This window comes from Flammeovirga pacifica (assembly GCF_000807855.2).
GTDB classification, from domain to species: domain Bacteria; phylum Bacteroidota; class Bacteroidia; order Cytophagales; family Flammeovirgaceae; genus Flammeovirga; species Flammeovirga pacifica.
Genome location: NZ_JRYR02000001.1, coordinates 4,030,092 through 4,055,813 on the forward strand (window position 1 = coordinate 4,030,092; position 25,722 = coordinate 4,055,813).

The following is a 25,722-nucleotide window of genomic DNA, read 5'->3' on the forward strand; positions in this document are numbered from 1 at the left end:
CTTAAATCTGGTGAATCAAATAATAATCAAACACTTAAATTAAAGTTTAACTATTGTATTTAATTCTGTAACGGATCACTAAATAATTACCCATTATACGATCCTGTAATGTTACATCGAAATACCCAATAACTATCAAATCATGGCACTTGGAGATAATATCAAGAAAGATCGTCTTTTAAGTAAAGACGATGCCTCTGCAGGTAATGGCCGTCCTAAGAAATTTTTTGAAGGAGCTGCAGAATTACAAAAAGAGCTGAGTCAGCTTAAAGCAAAATTAAAAGCGTTTGATAAAACCGCATTATTAGCAGAAACATCCGTAGATGGAATAATTGTTTCTTGTAATAATCAGTTTGCATCAACTTTTGGTTACAGTTCTAAGGAGCTACTTAATGAGCCTTTAGCAAAAATACTGTCGCCAGAGACTCCTCAAAACTTTGCAGAAAGTGTTCTTTCTATCGTTGGTAAAGGTGAAACTTACAGCGGTACATTAAAGAATATAACCAAAGAAGGAGAACCAGTTTGGTTAGAAGTAACGATCTCTCCAATTCTTGATGAAGATAAAAATATCCATAAATACATGATGTTAGGTATGGATGTTTCTGAGGTGATGTCTAAAGAACAAGAGTTTTCTAATATCAAATCAGAATTAGATTCTAGAGTACATATTTTCAATACAGCAGCCTTAGTATCTGAAACAGACTTGTACGGGACCATCACTTTTGCGAATGAAACTTTCGCAAAATTATCAGGGTTTACAGTAGAAGATTTAATTGGTAAACCTCACTCTATTGTTCGTCACCCTGCCAACCCAAAATCTTTATTTAAAGAATTATGGGATAAAGTTCAGAATGGTCAAATATTTCAAGGAACATATAGAAACTTATCAAAAGACGGTTCACATTATTGGGTACAGGCTACTATTGCTCCTGTGTTAGATAATGATGGGAAACCTGTAAAATATATCGGTGTACGTTTTGATGTAACAAAACAAATTGACCAAGAAAAAGAAATGCAAGCGGTTCAGGAAGTAATTTCTGAATCTACAGGTGTACTTACTTTAGATCTAGATGAGAATATTACTGAAGCGAATGAGCATATATGTAAAATACTCGGATATTCTTCGACAGAAGATCTAATAGGAAAGGAACATGCTTCGTTAGTTCCAAATGAAGTAGACCACTTATCCATAGAAAAAGAAAGAAAAAAATCTCTTGGTCGAGGCGAATATTATAAGAACACCTTTAAAAGAATAGATGCAACAGGTCAGACAAAATGGTTAGAGGGTACTTACAATGTGATTAAAGATCATGATGGTAATAACACCAAAATCATCGCTCACCTTCAAGATGTAACGGATAGACGTCTTGCCAATTCAGACAATCGTGGTAAAATTGCAGCAATTGATGAATCATATTTACGAGTTGAATTTGCTCTAGATAAAACTATTTTAGACTGTAACGATTTATTTGCTGAAGGAACTGGATACCCTAAAGAGAAACTGATCGGATCATCTCATAAGATGTTAGTAGATGACGAATATGCTAACTCTAAAGAGTACAAAGATTTTTGGGCGAAACTAGCTAGAGGAGAATCTGATAAAAATGTCTATAAACGTGTAGTAGCAGGAGGAAAAGAAGTATTCTTACAAGCTACTTACTCTCCAGTTAGAGATCATGACGGTAAGATTTATAAAGTAGTTAAAATTGCGGAGGATGTAACCGAAAGACGATTAGCAAACGCAGATAACAGAGGTAAAATTGCCGCGATCGATAATAGTTATATGCGAGTAGAGTTTGATCTAGATCGTCATATCCTAGATTGTAACGACTTATTTGCCGAAGGTATAGGATTTACTAAAGAGGAATTGATAGGGTTAGATCATATCAATCTTGTTAGTGAAGAATATGGAGAGTCTCAAGAATATGCAGATTTTTGGAATAAGTTACGCAAAGGTGAATTTGATAAAAATGGCTATAAGCGTAAAGTAGCCGGAGGAAAGGAAATTTGGCTGCAAGCTACTTATAACCCGTTACAAGATGCAGAAGGTAATATTTATAAAATTGTAAAAATTGCTGAGGATGTAACCGAAAGACGAATAGCCAACTCAGATAACAGAGGTAAGATTGCTGCGATCGATAATAGTTACATGCGAGTAGAGTTTGATCTAGATCGCCATATTCTAGATTGTAACGCTTTATTTGCCGAAGGTATAGGATTTACTAAAGAGGAATTGATAGGGTTAGATCATATCAATCTTGTTAGTGAAGAATATGGAGAGTCTCAAGAATATGCAGATTTTTGGAATAAGTTACGCAAAGGTGAATTTGATAAAAATGGCTATAAGCGTAAAGTAGCCGGAGGAAAGGAAATTTGGCTGCAAGCTACTTATAACCCGTTACAAGATGCAGAAGGTAATATTTATAAAATTGTAAAAATTGCTGAGGATGTAACCGAAAGACGAATAGCCAACTCAGATAACAGAGGTAAGATTGCCGCGATCGATAATAGTTATATGCGAGTAGAGTTTGATCTAGATCGTCATATCCTAGATTGTAATGGTTTATTCGCAGAGGGTGTAGGATTTACTAAAGAGGAATTGATAGGGTTAGATCATATCAATCTTGTTAGTGAAGAATATGGAAAGTCTCAAGAATATGCAGATTTTTGGAATAAACTTAGAAGAGGTGATTTCGATAAAAATGTCTATAAACGTGTAGTAGCCGGAGGAAAGGAAATTTGGCTGCAAGCTACTTATAACCCAATAAAAGATGCAGAGGGTAACGTTTATAAAGTGGTTAAAATCTGTGAGGATGTAACCGAAAGACGATTAGTTAACTCAGATAATAGAGGTAAGATTGCCGCAATTGATGTGAGTTACATGAGAGTTGAATTTGATTTAAATCGTAATATCATTGAGTGCAACGAAATATTTGCCAATGCTGTTGGGTTCTCCAAAGATCAATTGACTGGAATGGATCATAAAGAATTAGTAGGAGAAAACTACGGAAATTCACAAGAGTATGAAAACTTCTGGAATCAATTAAGGAGTGGTAAATTTGAAAAAGGTGTATTCAAACGTTTTGCAAATGGAGGAAAAGAAGTTTGGCTACAAGCCACTTATAACCCAATAAAAGATGCAGAAGGTAATATTTATAAAATTGTAAAAATTGCTGAGGATGTAACCGAAAGACGTCTTAGAAACTCAGAAAATCGAGCTAAAATAAATGCCATTAATGAGGTACAAGCGGTTGTAGAATTTGATTTATCAGGAAATATTCTTGATTGTAACAACATATTTTTAACAACAACGCAATACTCTAGAGATGAACTAATTGGTAATCATCACCGAATGTTGGTAGAAGAGAGTTACGCGAAGTCTGTAGAATATGATAGACTTTGGGAGAAATTGGGCCAAGGTGTAAATGATGAAGGTGTTTATCGAAGAGTAAGAAAAGATGGATCGATAATCTGGTTACAGGCTACTTATAATCCAATCTTTGATTTGAATGATCAAGTATTTAAGGTGACTAAATACGCTACTGATATTACCGATCAGGTAGAGACACAAAGAAGGGCGGATGCATTGAAAAACGAATTAGAATCTAGAGTAAATGCCTTTAACTCTGCCGCTCTAATGTCGGAAACTGATTTACATGGTACGATTACATTTGCAAATGAAACGTTTGCTTCCCTTTCAGGATATACTGTACAAGAATTAATTGGTAAGCCACATAATATAGTACGACATCCGTCGACACCTAAAGAAGTTTTCAAAGACCTTTGGGAAACTATTCAGTCAGGTAGAGTATTTAAGGTACAATACCGAAACAAAACTAAAAATGGTGGTTACTATTGGGTTGATGCAACGATTGCACCAGTACTCGATATTGATGGTAAACCAATCAAATTCATTGGTATCCGTTTCGATATTACTGAACAAATGGATTCCAAAGTAGAGAAAGATGGTGTAGATGATGCAATTTCTAAATCATCAGGTGTATTGGAACTTACTATGGATGGAGATGTGATGTCTGCAAATGACACGATCTTAGAAAACTTAGAATATAACGAAGGAGAGTTATTAGGAATTCCTCACGATACTCTAGTCCCTGTAGACCAAGATTCAGTTTTAAAGAATAAAGAACTTTGGGGTAAACTTCAAAAAGGTCAATATGTAGTAGATTCCTTTAAACGTATATCAAAAGAAGGAAAAGAAATATGGCTTGAAGGTTCATATAACCCAATTCAAGATTATGATGGAAATTACGTGAAGATTGTTGCTTACTTGCAAGACATTACTCAACGTAGAATTCAAAACGCAGATAACAGAGGTAAAATTGCAGCGATTGATGCATCCTACATGCGTGTTGAGTTTGACTTGATGGGTAACATAATGGACTGTAATGATATCTTCAGTAAAAATACAGAATACAGTAAAGATGAGCTCATAGGTTCACATCACAGTATGTTTGTTGATAAAGCCTATGGCGATTCTCAAGAATATAAACTCTTCTGGGAGAAATTAGGAAGAGGAGAATTTGATAGAAATGTATATAAGAGATTTACCAAAACAGGTAAAGAAGTCTTCTTACAAGCCACATATAACCCAGTAAGAGACCATGATGGTAATTTCTATAAAGTAGTAAAAATTGCAGAGGATGTTACTCAAAGAAGATTAGTTAACGCAGAAAATAGAGGTAAAATTAATGCCATTCTTAAAGCACAAGGTGTAGTAGAATTCGATATGAATGGTAACATCATTGACGCGAATGACAACTTCTTAAGTTTAACGGGATATACATTAGAAGAAGTACAAGGTAAGCACCATAGAATGTTTGTGAGTTCAGAAGAAACCAATAGCTTCGAGTACAAACAGTTCTGGGAAAAACTTCGAAATGGAGAATTTGATGGTGGTGAATATCGCCGTATCAATAAATCTGGGGATGAATTATGGCTCCAAGCCACTTATAACCCAATTCAAGATGATGACGGTAACATCTTTAAAGTAGTAAAATATGCTTCAGATATTACCGAGTTTAAATCAGCCTACATTGCACTATCCGAATTCTTGGATGAGTTAGCCAAAGGTAATTTCGATGCGAAGATAGATATTGGTAACATTAATATGGACTCTGATATTGGTAGAATGATTGATAACAACAGATCATTAAGAGATAACCTGAAAAAGTTCATTAACGAAATTAACCGAGTAGTACATATAGCCGGTAACCAAGGTAGATTGGATGAACGACTGGAAATTGCTGGTGCACAAGGTGCATGGCATGAATTAACCGAAGCCTTTAACGACTTATTAAGCTCTATATCTGAACCAATTTTAGAATTCCAGTCCTTAACAAAAAGTCTATCGAAAGGGGATCTTTCTCAACGTTTCGTAGGTAAATCTGCCGGTGATATTAAACAAATGGCTGATGGTCTAAACGAAGCCTTGGACAACCTACAAACCCTATTATTAGATATTGAAGGAATGTCCAATACAGTAGCCGGTTCTTCAGGAATTATGAAGGACAAGTTCAGTATCATGGATAAATCAACAACAACGGTGGTAGATGCGATTCAAGGTATCAATGCAGGTATGTTAGAACAGGTATCTAGAACGGATGAATCTTCAAACCTTGTAGAACAGATTTTGAAAGCGGCAGATGATACAGGTAATAAAGCCCATGTCATTAACCGATCAGCTGAAGCAGGTATGGAATCTTGTCAGAACGGTATGCAAATCGTGAAGCACTTGGTTGATAACATGAATGCGATAGAAAACTCGGCAGGGTCTACATCGAATTCGATTGAAGTCTTAGCCAAACGATCAGAAGAAATCTCCAGAGCACTTACAGTAATTACTGACATTGCCTCACAAACCAACTTGCTAGCCTTAAACGCAGCAATTGAGGCCGCAAGAGCGGGTGAAGCAGGTAGAGGGTTCGCGGTAGTAGCCGAAGAGATTAGAAAACTAGCAGAGGATTCAAGACAATCTGCAGGTGGTATCGAGAAAGTAATTCAAGATGTACAAAAAGATGTTGGGTTAGCAACGAAAGCCATCGACAAAATGGAAGAAGCAGTAAAAGTCGGAAACGGTGCAACGAAAGACGCTTCGGAAGTATTTAAAACAATTCTTGATTCATCTGAAGAAACACTTAATCTATCGAAAGATGTATTGGAAGCGACAGACACTCAGAAATCATCAATTGATTCAGTCGTACAAAACATCGATAAGATTGTGGTAGTATCAGAAGACACTGCAGCTGGAACCAAAAACGTGGCGGGTGTTGCCGATGGCATGTCGGAATCAGTAAAAGAAATGGGTAAAACTTCAGAACAATTGAATGAAGTGGCAGCTCAACTGAAATCTGGTGTAAGTAAATTCAAATTGAAATAATTGTTGCCTTAGAAAAGTTGGTGATCATTTATTTATCACCAACTTTTCTGGTAACTGTTAAATAAGAAGCAACTATTATGAATCTTGAAGAACCAAACGAAGTTTCCTCATCTAGGGTAGATGAGAATAAAATGGCTTCTCCTGTGGATATGAATCGAACCGAGGCAGACGATCAGGAAAAGAAAAGTAATATCATTGTTTTTAGGTTAGGCGAGGAAGAATATGGTTTGAGGATTGATCAAATTAAAGAAGTGGTGATCACTCCAAGAATAACTAAAGTACCATTAACGCCATCTTATGTAAAAGGGGTGGCTAACATTAGAGGTAATATCCTTGCAATCATTGATCTTGAAGATAAATTCGCACTCAACAACACAATAAGTGAGACAAGCGGCTACACTTTAGTAGTGGAAAGTCATGAATACAATATGGCGATTCTCGTAAAAGATGTACCCAATACTTTGTCTGTTGCAGATACAGATATTGATTATTCTCCCTCTGTCGTTGCTGATATGCAAGGTGAACAAGATTACATTAATGGAATTATCAAAATAAATGATCGTTTGATAATATTAATCGACATCTTCAAAATCATTACAAAAGAAGATCTTAAGCCTGTTCTCGGCGCTTAATGAATATCATGTAAATGATAAAATAATAACATCATGGCAAAAAAAGTATTAATTGTAGACGATTCTTTATATATGCGTTCCATTATTAAAGACGCATTAGAAACAGCTGGTTATGAAATTATCGGTCAAGCTTCTAATGGTGTAGAAGCAATCGATTTAGCATTAGATACAGAACCAGATCTAATTACTTTAGATAATATTCTTCCAGACATGTTAGGTCTAGATATTCTTAAGACATTAAAAGAAGAAGAATTAGAGTCAAAAATTATAATGATCAGCGCTGTTGGTCAGCAATCAGTAGTAGACGAAGGGATGAACCTTGGTTTAGATAGTTATTTAGTAAAGCCGTTCACTCCAGAACAACTTACAGATGCTATCAATCAAATAATGTAAAAGCAAGATTTAGACAGGGAAGGGATGAACCAAGAAGAACTTAAACAGATATTTTTAGCAGAGGCAGAAGCCAGTTTCGAAGAATTGAATAGGCTTTTCACTCAACTAGAAAAAAACACTACTGATAGAGAAGCTACAGAGGCTATCTTTAGAATTATCCATACGCTAAAAGGAAATGCAGCGGCTATGGGATTTGAAGATATCGCTTCTATAGGACACTTATTAGAAGATATCTTTAGTGAGATCCGTAAAGGAAAAATAGTTCTTACTTCTATGGTATTTAATGATCTTTTTAAAGCTATTGATAAGCTTGGAGAGATGATTGATGGTATCAAAGTAAATAAAAAGACACCCTACAAAGGTCTTAGAGCTAAGCTTAAAGTAATTCTTAGAAATTTAAAAGGCGATATAGAATTTGAAGCAACTCAAGGTGGAGAGTCTTCGGAGGAAAAAGATCAAGCATTGGATTCAATTTTGGCTTCTAAAGTAGAATTGCAAGAAGAAAAAGTAGAGGCTAATGCTTACAATGAACAACCTGTACCTATTGGAGTACCTTTAGCAGATGAATTTGAGGAGGAGACTGATGAGGAGAAAAAAGCGAAGATTACTTTTTCAGATTTTGTACAAGTTCCAGTAAGTAAATTAGATACCTTATTAAATTTAGTAGGGGAACTTGCTATAGAAAAAGATAGGATTATTGCTCAAGGAGCTAGTTTTGGTACTACAAACGAGTATACAAGATTATATAGAATAACATCTGATTTACAATACTCTGTAATGGGAGTAAGGCTTGTTCAAATAGGAGCTTTATTTCATAAATTTCATAGAATTGTTAGAGATGTAGCAACACTCGAAGGTAAAAAAGTAAACCTAAAACTTGAAGGGACTGAAATTGAAATTGATAGAAATGTACTTCAAATCATTTCAGATTCCATGATTCACTTAGTAAGAAATGCTGTTAGTCATGGAATAGAAGGTCCTGAAGAAAGAAAGAAAAAAGGTAAGAAACCAGAAGGAAATATCCTTTTAAGAGCATCGTCTGATAAAGAATATGTCATTATCGAGGTAATTGATGATGGCAATGGCGTTGATGCTAAAAAAATCAGAAAAAAAGTCCTAGAAAAAAACTTAGCTACACCAGAAACATTATCCGCTTTGTCTGATGATGATGTAGTCAAGTTTATTTTTGAACCTGGCTTCTCTTCTGTCGAAAATGTCACTTCAGTAAGTGGTAGAGGTGTAGGTATGGATGTTGTCAAAAGAGCAGTGGATGCAGTAGGTGGCAAGATCAATACGAAAACAATTCTTGGTCAAGGAACTACTTTCAGCTTGAGCCTTCCAAGTTCTATGGCGGTAAAATCTGCTTTACTTTTTGTAGTTAATGATGTAGAATATGCTATTCCTTTATCTTTTACAGAAGCTGTAATTTCTGTAAAAAAATCAGCGATTCATAAAGTAGGAAATGGATTGGTCACCTCACATTTAGAAGAGACCATATCAGTGATGTTTTTAAAAGACATTTTTGAATGTGCTAATAATGATGAATTATTAGAGCCTCATTTACTGCATAAATCATTTGATAAAATTAATACAGATGATTCTAAAATTAATATTGTTGTAGTTTCTGTTGATAATAGAATGATAGGTTTTGTAGTCGATAGACTTCTTCAACAAAAAGAAATAATTGAAAAACCACTTGGAAAACCCGTTGAAAATGCGAGATTTATAAGTGGAGCAACTATATTAGGTAATGGTAATGTATGCTTAGTATTAGATGCTAACGATATCTCAGAGTTTTTATTTAAACCAACATTTGCCACAGTATAAAGATTAAACGATTGTCATGATCCAATCCCAATTTTCAGTAGAGCAAACATATCTTATAAACGATATTACAAACATTGCTCTAGGTAATGTAGCACAATCATTATCTACCGTTTTGAAAGATGAAATCTTGGTTAGGAATGTTCAAGAAGTGAAAACTTTAAAAAGTAATCAACTCCTAAGAAGTGATTATAAAGGGAACATTTATGTGCTAACAACAGATATAATAGGGGACATGAAAGCCCATACTATGTTACTTATTCATTCTGATGATGAACAAGGAATAATAGAGAAGATTCTACCTAGATCAGAATGGGGTAAAAAAGAAATGAGAGAAGCAATGTTGATGGAATTAGATAACATTCTTATTGCATCTTTTGTGACCAAACTAGCTAACCTATTCAATAATACAATCTACGGGCATGTTCCGGGTATTCAAGAAATGACTCAAGATGAATTTGATAAGCATATAAAATCAAAAGAATCTGAAATTAATGCCTCTTATGCTTTAAGAGCCGAACTAGGAGCCTTCCAATCTAGAGTAAATTTAGACCTTGTTTGTATTTTTGATGAAACACTACCTCCTGCAGTAAATAATTTTGATATGGAGAAAGCTTTTGTAGGACATCAAGAAGAAAACCAGCAGAAAGGAGGAGAAGATAAAAAAGGATTTTTTAAAAATATTTTTGGTTAACTCCTTCCTCTAAAACATGCTCAACTGCTCATGACCATATTTAGTATGTCCTTCATGTTGAAGTAACCATTTCTTTCTACCTATTCCACCAGCATAACCAGTCAAAGATCCATCACTACCTATAACTCTATGGCAGGGAATAGCTAATGCAATAGGATTTTGACCATTAGCAGCACCCACTGCACGTATAGCTTTAGGGTTACCAATTCTCTCAGAAATATCTAAGTAAGAAACGACGGTTCCATATTTGATTTTACACAGCTCATTCCATACTGTTTTTTGGAAAGGAGTACCGTCTAAATCTAAAGGGAATTCAAAGCCTAATTTACTCTCCCCGTTGAAATACTGATCAACCCATTCAATGGCATCCATCGTATGAGGGTTGGGCAAATCATTCAACACTTCTTCATCTTCATTTAAAAAACGAATTTTGGACACCCCTTTGGAAGTCGCTTCTACAACGATAAGTCCCAAAGGGGTTTCTATATAATCTCTAAATGTGGTAGTTTTCATCGAATTCAGGTAAATAGAGTGATTGATCGATTCACATTTAAATTCTTAAAGCTTTTCTTCTGACAAAACCAATAACCAACATGGTAATAGCAAGAACACTAGCAATTCTAGCAATATAATCACCGTACAATGTATAGATCGTTTCTGTTTTGTTGATATGCACATCCCCTTTTTTAGCTCCCATTTCGCCATAGGCGATAGGATCTAAAATATCACCTCTTTGATTGATAAAACAAGATATACCAGTGTTTGCAGAACGTGCAATACTTTTTCTTGTTTCAATAGCTCTAAGCGATGAAAAAGCAAGGTGTTGTGTATGTCCAGGGGAATCATTCCACCATCCATCATTTGTGATGACAGTTAAGAAATCAGCTCCATTTTTGACATAATCCGTTACATAATCTCCATATACAGACTCATAACAAATAATAGGTCCTACATTAATATCACCATTACTAAAAACAGCTCTATGATCTTGTCTCCCTAAACCTCCAGAACTTCCACCGAAATTAAGAATAATAGCTTTTAAGATTACAGGAAAGGGGATAGTTTCCACACCAATAACTAATTGAGATTTATGATAAAATTCCAATGAATCTCTTTGATGGAAACGGATACCAGTATTAAAAACATCATAATACCCAATGTTTTTAGAGTGTCTAGCCGTTTCAGATGAAGAAGAATCTCCATAAATTTTATAAGTATCTGCACCTGTCACCAACGTAAGGTTAGGGTATTTTAGCATCATCTTATTCACCATTTGAACCTCAGCAGAGGCATCCCAATACAACTCATTAATACTCTGACTAATGGATGTTTCTGGCCAAAAGACAAACTTAGTATTAGGGGTAACTTCTTTTTCAGTAAGTTCGATCATACGTCGCACTTGATCCCTTGGCGATATATATGTTTTGGAATTTTGTTCTCCAGTTCTTGCGTTATATTTAAACTTCTGAGTATAGCAATCAATATTTGGCTGTACAACAACAGTTTCTATTGTTTTACCTTCTTCTTCGTATGAATAGTAGAGGTACAAAGAGAAGGTAATAGGAAGTAATAAATAGAAGATTATAGAGACTACTTTTCTACCACTTACCATAAAACTGAAGAAGTAGATATTCAATAACAGAATCCATAACGTACCTCCAAAAGCACCAGTATACTCATACCATTGTGCTAACTTTGGTGTGTAACTCAAGACATTACCAATATTTAACCATGGCCAAGAGAAGTCCCAATGCATGTGTAAATATTCAAAGGCGATCATCCAACAGACAAAGTCCAAATGAAAATATTTTCCTTTAGATATTTTTCTAGTATGATGATATGCCAATACAGGTAAAGCCATTAAAGCAGCATTAGCTCCCCAAGCACCAAAAGTAGCCCATGAAGAAGCATACCATAACCACCAATAAGCAGTAACATTAAAAATAAATAAGGCGATAAAAGAGAAGAAATAAACTTTCCAACCTTTAAATCTTTTATCACTTAAACTTATCACTCTTTCAATTTCTAGAAGAGGGACATAACCTATAAATACAAGTGGTAAGGCACCGTGCCAAGATAATCCTAAAAATAAACCACTGATGAGGGCCATCAGCCATAAATACCACTTCTTAGAGGAGTTTGCTTGAATGAAGTCGTAGATTAATTTTCTCATGCTTCGTCTTTGTATTTATACTTGTTCCCTTTCGGTTTCTTTTCAATTTTCTTTCCTTCTACCACCACAACTATTTCTCCTTTTGGCGGTACTTCTGTATAATACTGTGCTAACTCTTCTAAAGTACCACGTTTTGTTTCTTCATGTAGTTTAGATAATTCTCTACAAACAGAAGCACGTCTATCTTTGTCCCAAGCTGCAGCAAGTTGTTCTAAAAATTTCACCAAACGATGAGGTGATTCATAAAAAACCATCGTACGTTGTTCCTCACCAAGTTCAGTAATTTTAGTCTGACGCCCTTTTTTATGAGGTAAGAAACCTTCAAATGTAAATCGATCTGCAGGTAGTCCTGAGTTGACCAAAGCGGGAACGAATGCTGTGGCACCAGGTAGTGTCTCCACTCTAATATCAGCTTCACCACAAGCACGCACAAGCATGTAACCAGGATCTGAAATAACGGGGGTACCAGCATCAGAAACTAAAGCGATTTTCTCTCCACTTTTAAGGCGTTTCAATAATCCTTCGACCGTTTTATGTTCATTAAAAGCATGATGACTTTGCAAATTGCTTTTGATATCAAAATGCTTTAATAATTTACCCGTATTGCGAGTATCTTCTGCTAGAATAGTATCTACTTCGTTCAATATTCTTAACGCTCTAGCAGTAATATCTTCTAAGTTTCCAATGGGAGTTGGAACTATATATAATGTTGTTTCTTCCATAATATTTTTCTGTCTGTAAAAATAGAAAGATTTAGCGTATTATTTGACAAAAAAAAGCCACTCCAAAATTTTGGAGTGGCAGAAAAGGCTTTCTATTTGAGCATGTTAAGAACTTGCTCATCAAAAAGATAATTACTTTGAGATTTTTACCTTACTCAAAATAGCATCAATAATTTCTTTTGTAGAGATATTATCTGCTTCCGCCTCATAATTAAGAATGATACGGTGGTTTAACACATCGTAAGCAACTTCTTTGATATCTTCTGGAAGAACATAATCTCTACCATCAAAAAAGGCAATTGCTTTGGCTGCTCTATGCAAGTTGATAGAGGCACGAGGAGAAACACCAAACTGAATGTAATTGGCTTCTTCTGTTAAACCGTAATCCTTAGGGAAACGTGTAGCAAAAATAAGATCTATAATATATTGCTCTAAGCTTTCGTTTACTTTCACATCATTGATAGCATCACGAATAGCAAAAATGTCTTCTTTAGAAAGAATAGACTTTACAGAATCATCAAATGATTGATTTGACATTCTTCTCATTACCTCCAATTCATCCTCTTTACGTGGATAATTGATGTAAACTTTCAACATGAAACGGTCGACCTGTGCTTCAGGAAGAGGATAAGTACCTTCTTGTTCTACCGGGTTTTGAGTCGCTAATACTAAGAAAGGACGATCCAATTTATAAGTAGTGTCTCCAATTGTTACTTGCTTTTCTTGCATTGCCTCAAGAAGTGCAGCTTGAACTTTTGCAGGAGAACGGTTTACCTCATCTGCTAATACTAGATTAGAGAAAACAGGACCTTTCTTTACTTCGAATTTACCTTCACGTTGATTGTAAATCATAGTACCAACTAAATCAGATGGAAGCAAGTCTGGGGTAAACTGAATACGTTGGAAATCTAAATCCAATACATTAGATAATGTATTTACCGTTAAAGTTTTTGCCAAACCTGGTACACCCTCTAATAAAACGTGGCCATTAGTAAAAAGACCTATCAATAAACGATTGACCATATAATCTTGGCCAACGACTACTTTTCCTACTTCTGAAATTACATCATGAATTTTATCATGAAGAACTTTATGATCTGTCATATGATTACAAAAACGTTTGTTTTCTTCTTTGTCAACTATGTATGTTATGCAATTTACATGATGTCTTCAATAATTATTGATTATCAAAACATCCTAAAGAATTTTTAACTTTTACTAACACAGAAGACCTAAGAATAGGGAGATATTAAAAACTTATAGGCATAAAAAAATGCCAAGAACGTCTCCTGGCATTTTAATTAATCGAACATAATCATTTAGTTTATATACGTTTAGTTCGATTGTTGTTGTTTGCTTTTAGAAATTAATTGATAATAATTCGGTTGTGTTTTTAATGTGTGTTGTTAACCTATTTTGTTGATCCAATAATTTAATATGTTAGTAAAATTCATTTCATTCCATTTCAATTAGTTTTTTCATTTCACTTGTAAGTTTTCATTCATCACTTCAGATGATGAATGATTGCTTGTTTGTTTTGTCTTGCCAATTATGTTACTATTGGATAACCCTAGTAAAACTACTACGATTAATAATACAAAAATGGCATATAATTTATGTGACTTCATACTGATTTTAGTACTTGATTAATGTCTTAATGCAAATATGGGTAAAAAATACACTTAAGAGGTTGACCATGGTTAATAGAAAAGAATGATTGTTGTCAATAAATGCAAAAAACCTCCAATAATTGTAAACTATTGGAGGTTTTTATTTGTTGCTGGTTCAATATTAATTTAACCTTCCTAGTCCATCAATTACTCCATCAATATTCTGATTGATAGTTTCAACATTACCATTAATGTTGATGTTGGATAAAACTGTTTTTCCATTTTGTTGTGCAGTTCCCCAAACTGTACTTTCACCTTGAGAGTTAGAACTAATCATGTGAGGAGTGATATCAGTATATTGATTAAAATTTTGATGAGAATAATCGTTAGGATTAATTTTCACAATACTTCCTCTACCAGAAGAATTAATACCACCTACAAGTAAATGATCTAATGCTTTATCAGCAGTTCTTAAATTAATTATTTGATAATTATTTAAAGAGGTGATCAATATTTCTTCACTTTCTTCAGTATTTACTAATTCGTAAATTTCATTGCAACCAATTCCTATTACCTTATTATTAAACTTAAACAGATGATTCAAGCCACAAGACATTACAAAATTATTCTTTCCATAAGGACGTATATTTGCATTTTGTGTATTGACTAAATAAACAACAGATTCATTGTTGTCTGAACCTGGTTTGTAGTAAAATAATTCATTTTCGTTCAACCCTGACCATAAAACTGTAAATCCAATTTTCTCTACTGAGTCGATCTTTGTTGATTTACTATTAGTTACCTGATATAAATACACATCAGTTGTATTACCTTCATTGGCAGTATATAAGATATTACCTTTGCTATCAGCTGTAATTGACATGATTTTGCCATCTTGATCAGTAGCAATATGGTTTTCAATTAACTCACTTGAACCAATTGGGATAGAGAACGAATAGATTTTACTATCGTTTCCTAAATAAATAATTCCCTTTGATGTTTCTATAAATTGATCGGTGAAAACTTGATTATGATTAATAGGACTATTATTCTTCATTAAATATGAATATCCATTTTGAGAATCAATGATATAGTTTTCAATACCTTGGTGTCCCAAAAACTGAAATCTTTCATTAATTCTAATAAGATCTGTAGGGTAGTATTTAGGAGAAGTAGGCTCATCAAAGTTATTGATATACTCAACAGTATCAATTTCATTATTTACCGTTACTTTATAGAGAGTTCTATTTAACCCTCCTGTTGTTAGGTTTGGCCCAATAAAAATGCTCGATGCATAACTTAAATCGATACTTTTAATGACTTCTTGTGGGGTATAATGTTCATTGTTTTTTGAACATGAAACCGTTAAGATTAGTATAGCAATGATGCCTGTTAGATTAGTTTGTAGTTTCATCTTGTTGATAAATTGTTGGTTTAGTTTTCAATTACTCAGCCAATTTAATTTCTGACTGCAACTGAATAACACTTGGGGATGAGATAACCCCTACTCATAGTTTTATTATTTATCGTAAAAATGAGAATTTTAACATCTTACATGCTAAAGTGTTTTTCTTTGTTATCACACCTTGTGTTATTTTAACGAAAAAGCAATTAGATTTAAAGAATTATATTAAATGATTAAGGTTGTATCAATTAGTAAATATGGAATCGAAATAACTACTCTATTTTTTGAGATGAATAAGTAAAAAAAACTCTTCAATTACTTGCAAAAAATGGATCAAAATCATTAATTAAGTAGTTCTAGTTGATGAGCTATTCATCATTATAATAAACCAACGATAAGTGGCAGATATACAAACAGCTGATGAGTTAATACGCGAACTTTATAGACATCGAAAAGTGATCAATCATCTCTTTAAGAGAAAAACGGCCTCTTTTGATGAACTAACTGAGCTTGCAGATGGAAAAGAAAAGGAAATTCTTCAAGCTAAAGCAAGAGGAATGATTTCTTTACAGGAGGGGGAACCAGCCCGATTGGAAGAACGCCTTTTAAATTTTGTCGAGGATTTTCTAGAAATCAATGAGGATATTAGAAATTATGAAGTAGACGAATCTATTCGTATTCTGAAGAAAAATATATACCTCTATGAAATAGATGAAGATAGCCGTGAAAGAGAACGCTACCTGCATAGAATCAAAAGATATTTGATGAGTATTGGTAGAGTAATTCGAAAAAATGCGGGTACTTTAAACAATTTAGTGAAGCAAGAATATAAAACAGCTTCATCTATTGAGTTGAAAAGAATTAAAATTGAAGACCACAACGAACAAGCTGAAAAACTTCTTGAATTAATTAAAAATGCAGAAGAACTTTTAGAAAATGCATTTTTCAGAGTAGTACCTGATGAAGGATTAAGGTTAATCGTTAATGATCTAAAGGGTACTCACTTGACTATGGCAAGGCATAATCTAATAGCATTGCGTCAAGAAATCGTTAGGTTTATTAATCAAATTGCTGAATTGGATCGTCAGCACAAAAAAATAATCCAACTAAAAAAACTAAGAGATTTATACGAACTAGAAGTAAGAACCAATGTTGAAGAGGTTTTTGCTCATGAAAATGCTCTTTTCTTCGATACCCAATTACGTTTCCAAACACATCTTGATTTAGAGTATTTAAGAGGAGACGATGGTTTAGATATCATAGAAAGAGTTGCTACAAGAAGACAGCATAAAATTAGAATGCAGCTTCAAGCTGAATTAGATATTGATGGAGATCTATTGGATCCTCAGCAGCAAACAATGCTTCATGTAGATTTCAGTAAACTCAAAAGAGCCTTTTTTCTTCAAAATGAAGACTTATTATCGTTTGTGAAGTCCTATGATTTTGGAGAAAAGATGGAGGAAGATCAGATCATCAAAATTTATTGTCAGGTGGCATTAATTTTTGAAGACGAGATGGATTTTGGTTTAGCAGAAAATCCATTTGATACAGCTAAACAGATAGAAGAAAATGGAAAACAGTTTGCTTTTATCAGACCAAAAAAACAAGAAAAGAATTAAAATGAATATAGATCATACAAGTACTAGAAGAGTATTTGAGTTATTAAGTCGAGGGCAGTTTCTAAGTGCCAACGCTATTAAACCTGATATTCGAAAATTGTACGACCAAGTAGACGAGTATTTTACTGCTTTTGAAAGTGTTTATGCCCCTTTGGGATTTCACCTAAAGAAAGGAAATAATTATTATTATTTTTCTAGAGAAGGTGGTCGTCAAACCATTGAAGAAAAAATTGAAAGGTTTTATAGATACATTGATCGATTGTCTTTCTTTGCCACATTTGCTCCAGGCTTTGGAGAAGGAATGAGGTTCTATGTAAAAGATATTGTCCATAAATGCAATGTCGAAACAGATTTGAATGATCAACTACAAAGGTTATCATCAGATAAAAGTACTTCTACTCATGATAAAGTGAGAGATCTAGTAGAAGAGATGAGAAGACAAGGTTTCATGGATTGTGAAGATGATGAAAATGAAGGATTCATCGTTTTATCCTCTTACAACTATTTAAAAGATATTGTTGATTTAATTGATATTGATCCAACTAACGAATGAATACAACAGCAACACCAAAAAGATATTTAAATAAACTTGTATTGATTAAAAGTGCAGGTTTCGATTATGCAGAGGTTAACCTTGGTGGAAATATTCACTTCGTAGGATCTAATGGTTTTGGAAAAACAACTGTACTAAGAGCAGTGCTTTTCTTTTATCATGCTACTTCTGAAAAAAGAGAATTAGGCATCAAAGAACAACAGATGTCGTTTTCGGAATATTATTTCCAAGATTTAAACGCAAGACTTATTTATGAAATTGTGACCCCAAGAGGGAAACATTGTTTAATGGTCTATAAATCTGGAGGACGTTTAAGATTTAGGTTTTTAGATGCAGCATACGATAAAGACTTTTTTATAAAAGATCGTAAAGCTTGTAGTCACGATGAAGTATTAGAAAATGTCACTGAAAAACAAGTAACCTTTTCGGATGAAATAAGACGCTTTGCTGATCTAAGAAAAGTAGTTTATGGAGTAAGTCGTTATAATACACAGTTTAGCTTGCTTAAACCATCTGTAGGTGTGAAAAGCCAACATGTAGATGGTATACCAAAAGCAATTACCAACATTTTCAGGTCTTCAGGTTTAAAATCGGATTATATCAAGAGAGCTATTGCAGAAGCAGCTTCAGCCGATTTTGAAATGCAACCTATATCTCTAGAAACTATCGCCAATTTCATCCATGAATTTGATGATCAGTTAACCGATTTTGAAGATTTCGAAAAACATAAAGCTGGTGCTGAAGAAATTGTTTCTATAGAAGCAGAAATCAATCAGCAGCTGAATTATCAAAAACGTTTAGCACATCAAATAGGAGGCGGAGTAGCTTTAGCATCTAAACATTTAGCAGATAGTGAACGACTTCTTGCAGAAATGCAGGAGGAAGAAAATACAATGAAAGCTAAATATGAAAAAGCAGAAAACACCTATCAAACTAATACAGCAGAGGTTAACCAAGAACTAGGAGAGACTAAAGCGACTTTAAAAGAAATTGAAAGAAGAGAGAAAGAGTACCAAACTATTGTTATTGATGGAGAAAAGTATACACTTGATCATACATTAGAATTAAGTACTGAAGGACCTCGTTTGAATGATCAATTGGCGTATCAACAAGAAGTAAAACAAATGTTGGTAGCCAAAACAGTAGAAGTAGAGCATCTGATAGAAGAACAAAAGAAATCAGTGCTCTCGAAATATGCTACTAGGAAAAATGAATTCAACGAAGAAAAACAACAATTAAGAGAATCTCTACACGCGCAAAAAGATAAATTTACTTCGGACAAACAACAGGCTCTTGAAGATCTAAGAAATAAATATTTTGCTGAAGAGGAGAAGTTCAGAATAGAGCTAGATGAAGCAAAAGAGATAAGAACTAGGGCGTCTGTAGCTTTAGAAATGGAAAAAGAAAAGGATTTTGCAAAGTCCTTACTAATGGAAAGTAATACTAAAAGAGTAAAACTTTCTCAAGAAATTTCAGACCTAAAGCATCAAATATCAGAAACGGAAAATGATATTTCTAATACGAAAGAACGTAAACGCTTAGAAGAACAAATTATTCGAAAAGAAGCGTTAAGTCAGCATGCAGAGTTAGAAAGACAAGTAACAATTATTTCTGACGAAGTAGAGGAATGGAAAGTTCGTCAGGAAAATTATGAAGGAACATTAAGAGCCTTTTTAGATCAAAATAAATCAGATTGGGCAGAAACTATTGGTAAAGTTTGTGATGAACATCTTTTATCAAGAAAAGATTTGAAACCTCAATTAGTCGAGGGATCATCGTTTTATGGGTTAGACTTGGATACTTCATCTTTGGTTGCTCAAGTTACAGCTACAGATCATATAGCATCCACCCTAGAACAAAAAAGAGCACAATTAAAATCAGCAAAAGAAAACTTAAATGAATTGGATTCTATTGTTGATAAAAAAGTAGCAAAATTATTAGAATCCTCTTCTAAAAAGTTAGCTAGGTTAGAACAAAAGCTTGCAGAATTCAACCATCAATTAGATACTTTTGATACTGATTTACAAAAAGCAAGGGAACAAGAAGCAACAATAATCAGTAAAGGGGAAGAGCTAAAAGAAAATGCTCTAGTAGAACTGAGAAGAAAACTGAGAATTGCTTCAGAAAACTGCGAGTTAATAGAAGGGAAACTAGCCGATTTAAAAGACGATAAGTGGTCTAGAGAAAGAGAAACTTCTGATGTCTTTAATAATAAGATCAATACGGTGGTGTCTGAGGTGGAAGCCAACATTGCAACCCTTGAAAAAGAATGGTCTGCTTATCAAAATGATCATGATAAACGATTAAGACAATTAGAAGAAGAGCGTAAAGGTCTTCTAGAAGAAAAAGGAATAGATACAGGTAAACTTGACGAAGTTGAGCAAGAAATTAAGGTTCTGATCAAGAAACTTAAACAAGTTGAACAGGCTCAAATGATCAAAAGAGATTACGAGAAAGATAAAGTTTACTATTTAGATAAAGCCGAAGAAACAAGAAATAAACTTAAACATCAGGAAAAGGAAATTGCTACTTTAAAGGCAGCCTATGATCAAGCTGTAGAAGAGTATGAAGAGCAATTAAATCATCTAGATGATAAAAGAGATAATTATAGAAGAACAAAAGACCAGTCTAATCATCTACTAAAACAATTTAAAGCTGCTAAAGAAGAGGATGAACAGGCATATGAACGCCTGCAAAAATATTTAGATGAGGGAGCAAAAGACGTAAATGATGCAGAAGTAAATGATTCTGATCTATCATTTTTACTTACAGAGTTGAGAAAATCACTGAAAGAAAGAGGACGTTTAACTTCATCATTTAAATCAAAAGGTCAAGTATTCACGGGAGTATTTAGAAAAGATAATCACTTAAGAATCCCAACACTTTATGCACAATCATCACTTAAAGAGTTTACTTATTTGGCGAAAAACATTCTTCCAAGTCTACTGGATGGAGAACGTTTAGACCATATGAGAGATCAATTGGAGAAGCAGCATAGAGAGATTATTAGTTCTGTAGCGCGTCAAGTGAAAGACTTGTCAGATACTTCTGATTTGATCAAGAAAATTGTAAGAGATATTAATAATAGTTTCGCAAGAAGTAATTTTGTTGGTGTTGTAAAGTCTATTGAGTTAGAATACAATGAAAACAATACTCCACTCTTAACGACACTGAAAAAGATTTATAGATTGAATGAGGATGTCTCTTTCTCTGATCAAGGAGATATCTTCAAGGTGAATGTAAATACTAGTGCAAGTGATTCTCGTCAATCTGTGCAATTATTGAAAGACCTCAGAAGAGTGATTCGTGATCATAGTCAGAAGCAAATTACTTTGGAAGATACATTTATGTTGAGATTCCGAGTAATAGAGAATAATAATGATACTGGATGGGTAGAAAAACTATCAAACGTTGGTTCTGAAGGAACCGATGTGTTGGTGAAATCGATGATCTATATTACGCTTCTTACAGTTTTCCAAGATAATGCCTATAAGGAGCAAGACGATTACTTTGTACACTGTGTAATAGACGAGGTAGGTAAGCTATCAGATCGTTATTTACGAGACCTTATTCATTATACCTCTACAAAGAATATCCGTTTAATATTTGGTTCACCTAACGAAAATGATCCTTCTATATACGATCATGTATTGAAGTTAGAAAGAAATAGTAAAACCAATAAAGCCAGTGTGGTGAAGTTGGTGAGCGAGATGTAAAATACAAAACCCCATGTCTTCGAAAAGGCATGGGGTTTAAACTGTAATCTCACTTACAATTGCTTTTTGACAAAAAAAAGACTCACAAATATGCGAGTCTTTTTGTTGTGGTGATGGGCGGATTCGAACCGCCGACACACGGATTTTCAGTCCGATGCTCTACCAACTGAGCTACATCACCGGGAAACGATTTAGAGTCTTGTTTAACCTTAGACTTGTGGTGTTGGGCGGATTCGAACCGCCGACACACGGATTTTCAGTCCGATGCTCTACCAACTGAGCTACATCACCGGGAAACGATTTAGAGTCTTGTTTAACCTTAGACTTGTGGTGTTGGGCGGATTCGAACCGCCGACACACGGATTTTCAGTCCGATGCTCTACCAACTGAGCTACATCACCGGGAAACGATTTAGCGTCTTGTTTAACCTTAGACTTGTGGTGTTGGGCGGATTCGAACCGCCGACACACGGATTTTCAGTCCGATGCTCTACCAACTGAGCTACAACACCTTTTTGCTTTAGTGACCGTTTTTGTTTAAAGCGATGCAAAAGTGCGTAAAAAAGTTCGTTATGCCAAACTTTAAGTAGAATAATCTTATAAAAAAATCTCAAATAAATTTTAATTAAACTTTGAGTAATTCTGATTAAACCGGACTCACTTTAGCTAAAGAATTGATTCTAAATTGCTTTCCTGTCAATTTCTCTGTGCAAAGATAATACTTTCTTAATTTTTTATTTCTGATAAAAACACCGTGATTTTCTAAAGTGAAGGTGTCACCATCACTTAAATCATCTAAAAAGACAAAGTCAGAGTCAATATTTTCCTCTTTATCGTACTTCATCAGAGCTTTCTTTAACTGAATGTCGTTACCACTAGATGCAGAAGGTTTTTTTCTATGATGACTAACAGGATCAACTAAATCATCGGGGAAAATATTCTGATTTAATAGCAGCTGAAGGAAATGACCAAATTGTTGTTTCCATTCCTTGCCATGGGGAGTAACTTTATTTTGAAATTGATCCCAAACCACTAAATGAGCGACCTCATGTGCAAAAGTTATAGCAAACTGATAAGGGTTTAAACTATGATTAATGCTGATTTTGTGACCGTGTCCTCTTTGAGGTGGTCGGTAGTCTCCAAGCCTAGTTTTTCTATCTTTAGTGATTTTCACATGGATTTTATAATGTAATATCCAGTCTGCAAAAATCTGTGCAGCTTTTTCAGGAGTATATTTAGATAAACGATCAACAATGTCCTGATGAGAAACATTATTTTGACTCATACTTCTCTAGAATTATAGAAATTCAACTTTCTTCATTATCCTTGCAATAGTAGTTATTATTAATTGATTTGACTCATTTAAATATCAAAAAGATGCAAGGCGATATAAATATAGAAGATACACGATTAAGAGCATTTAAGAGGTTATTAGATATCATGGACGATTTAAGAGAAAAATGTCCTTGGGATCAAAAACAAACATTTGATACTCTACGTCACTTAACCATTGAAGAAGTTTACGAATTATCCGACGCCATATTAGATAAAGACACCCAAGAAATTAAAAATGAACTAGGCGACGTAATGCTTCACTTAGTTTTTTATGCAAAAATAGGGTCTGAGACAAAAGATTTCACTATTGAAGATGTATTGAATAGTATTTGTGAAAAATTAATTGTTAGACATCCTCACATTTATGGAGAAATTGATGTAAATGATGCAGAAGAAGTTGCTCGAAATTGGGAATTAATCAAATTGAAAGAAAAAGGCAATAAACCTAAAAGAGTATTAGGTGGTGTTCCTAAATCATTACCAGCAATTGTTAAAGCATTAAGAATTCAAGATAAATCTGCAGGGGTAGGTTTTGAGTGGGATAACAAGGAAGATGTTTGGAAAAAGGTTCAAGAAGAGATTGATGAACTGAAAGATGAAGTAAAGGCCAATGATCAAGGAGCAGATAACCTTGAGAAAATGGAAGATGAATTCGGTGATGTAATGTTTTCTATGATTAATTACGCTCGTTTTCTGAACATTAATCCTTCCGACGCACTTGAGAGAACTAATAAAAAATTTATATCACGATTCAACTATATAGAAGATAAAATGAAGGAAAAAGGACTTTCTTTCGATGATACAACTTTAGAACAAATGGATAAATTTTGGGAAGAAAGTAAAAAAAATAAAAAATAATCTTCAAAGTTTTGTCATGTACTGAAATGTAGTTGTCTATTTAATACAAATCGCTTTAGATTTTTCTTTAGTGATTTAGAAATTCAACATTCTCAATCAATTGTTCGAAAATTTAATATTATGGTTACTTTCAGTTTTAAGAAAAAAAATAATTCTTCATTGTCAGCAAAATATAAGAACTATGCAGATCAGTTTGAAACTGCATTAAAGAATCTTGAGTTATTTACTGAAGAAGAAAAAGAAAGAAATAGAGTAGAATTGGCTAAGAAATTCCAAGGCTACGTATAAACAGAGAGTATCTCTAAAAGATACTCCCTGTTTTAATTATTCTTCTGAAGAGTCAATAATATCAATATCTGATATTAATACCTTTTTGGAAATCATTTTTGCTGTAGGTGTTGCAGCAATACCTCCTAAGGCGGTTTCTTTGTAACGGTCTTCCATGCTTTGCCCTACTTCTCCCATTGCATCAACACATTCATCAACAGGTATTACACCGCTAACGTTTGCTAAAGCAATTTGAGCGGATGAGTTTGCTATCGCAGCAGCACTTGCATTTCTCACAACGCAAGGTACTTCAACCAATCCCGCTACAGGATCACATATCAACCCTAGCATACATTGTGCTGTGATCGCCACTGCGTTAAAAATCATATCAATATTACCGCCCAAACAATACGTGATTGCACCTGCAGCCATTGCAGCAGCTGTGCCAGTTTCTGCCTGACAGCCACCAACGGCTCCAGCAATACCAGACTTTTTCTCCATAATTAATGCTATTCCAGCAGAAATTAATAGTGCTTCATGTAATTTATCATCATCAATTTGATGAATTTCCTGAAGAGTCACCAAAACACCTGGAAGTATACCAGAAGCACCTGCTGTAGGCGCAGCGACCACTTTGCCCATACACGAATTGACTTCTTTTGCTGCAAGAGCTCTAGAAATGAGTAATTTAAATTCTTCTGATAAAACGTTAATTGGTGATTTGAAAACTTTTTTTCCACCATTTTCAATCATTCCAGATCGAGACGTCATATCTTCATTTAGTCCCGTTTTAACGGCGTCTTTCATGACATTGAAAGCCTGCGTTAAAGCAGCTTTAATATCTTCAGGAGTTCGTTCCTTTTCTCTGACTTCATAATCCAAAACAGGTTGATGAAGAGCTACTTTTTTTCTTTCGCAGAATTCTTTCCACTCAGAAAATGATTCAAAAAGTACGGCCATGTTATGATAGTGTTTATATGGTTAGTATTTTTATCGAAATTTTTACAAAAGAAACAATTACAGATCATATTTCATAGATTGTATGAATAATCAAATGCTAACAGACTTCGGTAATATTACATTATTTATAATTGTTGCTATAATTTTTGCATTGGGCGGACTTTTTACAGCATTTTTACTACGACCTAGAAGGCCGAACGAAGAAAAATTGACAACATATGAAAGTGGGGAAGATCCACTTGGAACAGCATGGGGTAATTTTAATATCCGATTTTATGTTGTTGCATTAATCTTTTTATTATTTGAAGTAGAAATATTATTCTTATTTCCGTGGGCAACTGTTTTTGGTGATGCTGAAAAAATAGAACAAACGAATGGATTATGGGGTTGGTTTGCCTTATTTGAAATTGTTGTTTTTGTTGGAATTTTGATTTTAGGTCTAGCATATGTGTGGAGAAAAGGATTTTTAGATTGGGTAAAACCATCATCAATTAAACCGATTGAAGAGAAAGAAAATTTCAATACTTCACCATATAAAGAATTTAATAAGAAATACTTAAATTAG

The 25,722-nt window shown here is 34.1% G+C and carries 18 protein-coding genes and 4 tRNA genes; 11 read left to right on the forward strand and 11 right to left on the reverse strand.

Features of this window, described 5'->3' with window-relative positions:
* The first annotated feature begins 142 nt into the window (after positions 1 to 142).
* The 5 genes from NH26_RS25290 (at position 143) to NH26_RS15875 (ending at position 9,940) form a co-directional block, all read left to right on the forward strand.
* Positions 143 to 6,397: a methyl-accepting chemotaxis protein gene (locus tag NH26_RS25290; protein WP_071397191.1), complete on the forward strand. Its 6,255-nt coding sequence runs from the start codon at positions 143 to 145 to the stop codon at positions 6,395 to 6,397.
* A 77-nt stretch (positions 6,398 to 6,474) separates the two neighbouring features.
* The gene (locus NH26_RS15860) at positions 6,475 to 7,029 is read left to right on the forward strand and encodes a chemotaxis protein CheW (protein ID WP_052432279.1); all 555 of its coding nucleotides are present in this window, start codon (positions 6,475 to 6,477) and stop codon (positions 7,027 to 7,029) included.
* Between the two features lie 33 nt (positions 7,030 to 7,062).
* Positions 7,063 to 7,422, forward strand: coding sequence for a response regulator (locus NH26_RS15865; RefSeq protein ID WP_044228474.1), 360 nt, complete (start codon positions 7,063 to 7,065; stop codon positions 7,420 to 7,422).
* 24 nt (positions 7,423 to 7,446) lie between these two features.
* On the forward strand, positions 7,447 to 9,249 hold the full coding sequence (locus NH26_RS15870) for a chemotaxis protein CheA (RefSeq protein WP_044228472.1): 1,803 nt from the start codon (positions 7,447 to 7,449) through the stop codon (positions 9,247 to 9,249).
* 16 nt (positions 9,250 to 9,265) lie between these two features.
* Positions 9,266 to 9,940: a chemotaxis protein CheC gene (locus NH26_RS15875; RefSeq protein ID WP_044228469.1), complete on the forward strand. Its 675-nt coding sequence runs from the start codon at positions 9,266 to 9,268 to the stop codon at positions 9,938 to 9,940.
* Positions 9,941 to 9,949: 9 nt separating this feature from the next.
* Here NH26_RS15875 and NH26_RS15880 read toward each other — a convergent pair whose 3' ends face one another.
* The 5 genes from NH26_RS15880 to NH26_RS15900 all read right to left on the reverse strand — a co-directional run bounded on the left by NH26_RS15880 (position 9,950) and on the right by NH26_RS15900 (position 15,859).
* Entirely contained in the window at positions 9,950 to 10,453 is a 504-nt protein-coding gene (locus NH26_RS15880) for a methylated-DNA--[protein]-cysteine S-methyltransferase (RefSeq protein WP_044228466.1), read from the reverse strand.
* 37 nt (positions 10,454 to 10,490) lie between these two features.
* Positions 10,491 to 12,113, reverse strand: a complete 1,623-nt coding sequence (gene lnt / locus NH26_RS15885; RefSeq protein WP_044228464.1) for an apolipoprotein N-acyltransferase — start codon at positions 12,111 to 12,113, stop codon at positions 10,491 to 10,493.
* Complete coding sequence (rsmI, locus tag NH26_RS15890; RefSeq protein ID WP_044228461.1) at positions 12,110 to 12,835, reverse strand: 16S rRNA (cytidine(1402)-2'-O)-methyltransferase; 726 nt, start codon at positions 12,833 to 12,835, stop codon at positions 12,110 to 12,112. The genes lnt and rsmI overlap by 4 nt, the downstream gene beginning before the upstream one ends.
* Before the next feature lie 132 nt (positions 12,836 to 12,967).
* Positions 12,968 to 13,939, reverse strand: coding sequence for an AAA family ATPase (locus tag NH26_RS15895; RefSeq protein ID WP_044228458.1), 972 nt, complete (start codon positions 13,937 to 13,939; stop codon positions 12,968 to 12,970).
* Between the two features lie 687 nt (positions 13,940 to 14,626).
* Positions 14,627 to 15,859, reverse strand: coding sequence for a hypothetical protein (locus tag NH26_RS15900; RefSeq protein ID WP_044228454.1), 1,233 nt, complete (start codon positions 15,857 to 15,859; stop codon positions 14,627 to 14,629).
* A gap of 389 nt (positions 15,860 to 16,248) precedes the next feature.
* Between NH26_RS15900 and NH26_RS15905 the strand changes: the two genes are divergently transcribed.
* From NH26_RS15905 to NH26_RS15915, 3 genes are read left to right on the forward strand one after another with little or no spacing between them, the layout of a single operon-like run.
* Positions 16,249 to 17,469 (forward strand): hypothetical protein, encoded by a 1,221-nt coding sequence (locus NH26_RS15905; protein WP_044228452.1) that lies wholly within the window; start codon positions 16,249 to 16,251, stop codon positions 17,467 to 17,469.
* A gap of 1 nt (position 17,470) precedes the next feature.
* Complete coding sequence (locus tag NH26_RS15910; protein WP_139263119.1) at positions 17,471 to 18,022, forward strand: condensin complex protein MksE; 552 nt, start codon at positions 17,471 to 17,473, stop codon at positions 18,020 to 18,022.
* Positions 18,019 to 21,738: an ATP-binding protein gene (locus NH26_RS15915; RefSeq protein ID WP_044228444.1), complete on the forward strand. Its 3,720-nt coding sequence runs from the start codon at positions 18,019 to 18,021 to the stop codon at positions 21,736 to 21,738. The genes NH26_RS15910 and NH26_RS15915 overlap by 4 nt, the downstream gene beginning before the upstream one ends.
* 108 nt (positions 21,739 to 21,846) lie before the next feature.
* Here the strand turns inward: NH26_RS15915 and NH26_RS15920 are convergent.
* The 5 genes from NH26_RS15920 to NH26_RS15940 form a co-directional block, all read right to left on the reverse strand.
* A tRNA-Phe gene (locus NH26_RS15920) sits at positions 21,847 to 21,919 on the reverse strand.
* 37 nt (positions 21,920 to 21,956) lie between these two features.
* Positions 21,957 to 22,029, reverse strand: a tRNA-Phe gene (locus tag NH26_RS15925).
* A gap of 37 nt (positions 22,030 to 22,066) precedes the next feature.
* Positions 22,067 to 22,139: transfer RNA gene (locus tag NH26_RS15930), tRNA-Phe, on the reverse strand.
* 37 nt (positions 22,140 to 22,176) lie between these two features.
* Positions 22,177 to 22,249: transfer RNA gene (locus tag NH26_RS15935), tRNA-Phe, on the reverse strand.
* A 134-nt stretch (positions 22,250 to 22,383) separates the two neighbouring features.
* Complete coding sequence (locus tag NH26_RS15940; protein WP_044228442.1) at positions 22,384 to 23,022, reverse strand: SprT-like domain-containing protein; 639 nt, start codon at positions 23,020 to 23,022, stop codon at positions 22,384 to 22,386.
* 92 nt (positions 23,023 to 23,114) lie between these two features.
* On the opposite strand from NH26_RS15940, the gene mazG reads away from it, so the two are divergent.
* Both mazG and NH26_RS25480 read left to right on the forward strand, forming a co-directional pair.
* Positions 23,115 to 23,930, forward strand: coding sequence for a nucleoside triphosphate pyrophosphohydrolase (mazG, locus tag NH26_RS15945; RefSeq protein ID WP_199880246.1), 816 nt, complete (start codon positions 23,115 to 23,117; stop codon positions 23,928 to 23,930).
* A 120-nt stretch (positions 23,931 to 24,050) separates the two neighbouring features.
* Positions 24,051 to 24,218, forward strand: coding sequence for a hypothetical protein (locus NH26_RS25480; RefSeq protein ID WP_158021951.1), 168 nt, complete (start codon positions 24,051 to 24,053; stop codon positions 24,216 to 24,218).
* A gap of 36 nt (positions 24,219 to 24,254) precedes the next feature.
* On the opposite strand, the gene sdaAA is transcribed toward NH26_RS25480, so the two are convergent.
* On the reverse strand, positions 24,255 to 25,157 hold the full coding sequence (gene sdaAA / locus NH26_RS15950; RefSeq protein ID WP_044228440.1) for an L-serine ammonia-lyase, iron-sulfur-dependent, subunit alpha: 903 nt from the start codon (positions 25,155 to 25,157) through the stop codon (positions 24,255 to 24,257).
* Positions 25,158 to 25,239: 82 nt separating this feature from the next.
* On the opposite strand from sdaAA, the gene NH26_RS15955 reads away from it, so the two are divergent.
* The gene (locus NH26_RS15955) at positions 25,240 to 25,722 is read left to right on the forward strand and encodes an NADH-quinone oxidoreductase subunit A (protein WP_044228437.1); all 483 of its coding nucleotides are present in this window, start codon (positions 25,240 to 25,242) and stop codon (positions 25,720 to 25,722) included.